This window comes from Alcanivorax sp. HI0044, assembly GCF_001634945.1.
This window is the reverse complement of the sequence record NZ_LWEZ01001006.1, coordinates 1-296: the sequence shown is the minus strand read 5'-3', so window position 1 is coordinate 296 and position 296 is coordinate 1. Positions and strand designations below refer to the sequence as shown.

Annotated in this window: 1 protein-coding gene; it reads left to right on the top strand. The window is 59.8% G+C overall.

Annotation, left to right across the window (positions count from 1 at the left end; genetic code table 11):
• Positions 1 to 296 (top strand): leucyl/phenylalanyl-tRNA--protein transferase (locus A3730_RS11905; RefSeq protein WP_304439494.1); only part of this gene is annotated, 296 nt, incomplete at both ends.

Below are 296 nucleotides of genomic sequence, written 5' to 3'. Positions count from 1 at the left end.
GCATCAGCAAGGTTATGCCCACAGCGTAGAAATCCGGCAAAACGGGTCGCTGGCCGGCTGCCTCTATGGCGTTCAGCTTGGCCAGATGTTCTTTGGTGAATCCATGGCTTCCCCGCAGCGCAACGGCTCCAAGGTGGCACTGGTGGCACTACGCAACCTGGCCCGTGCACTGGATATCCGCCTGCTTGATGCCCAGATCGAGAACCCTCACCTCATGTCCATGGGGGCACAGATGATCGACCGTGACGACTTTGAAACCTGCCTTGAGGACTGGGTGCCAGCCCAGCCAGTGCCCA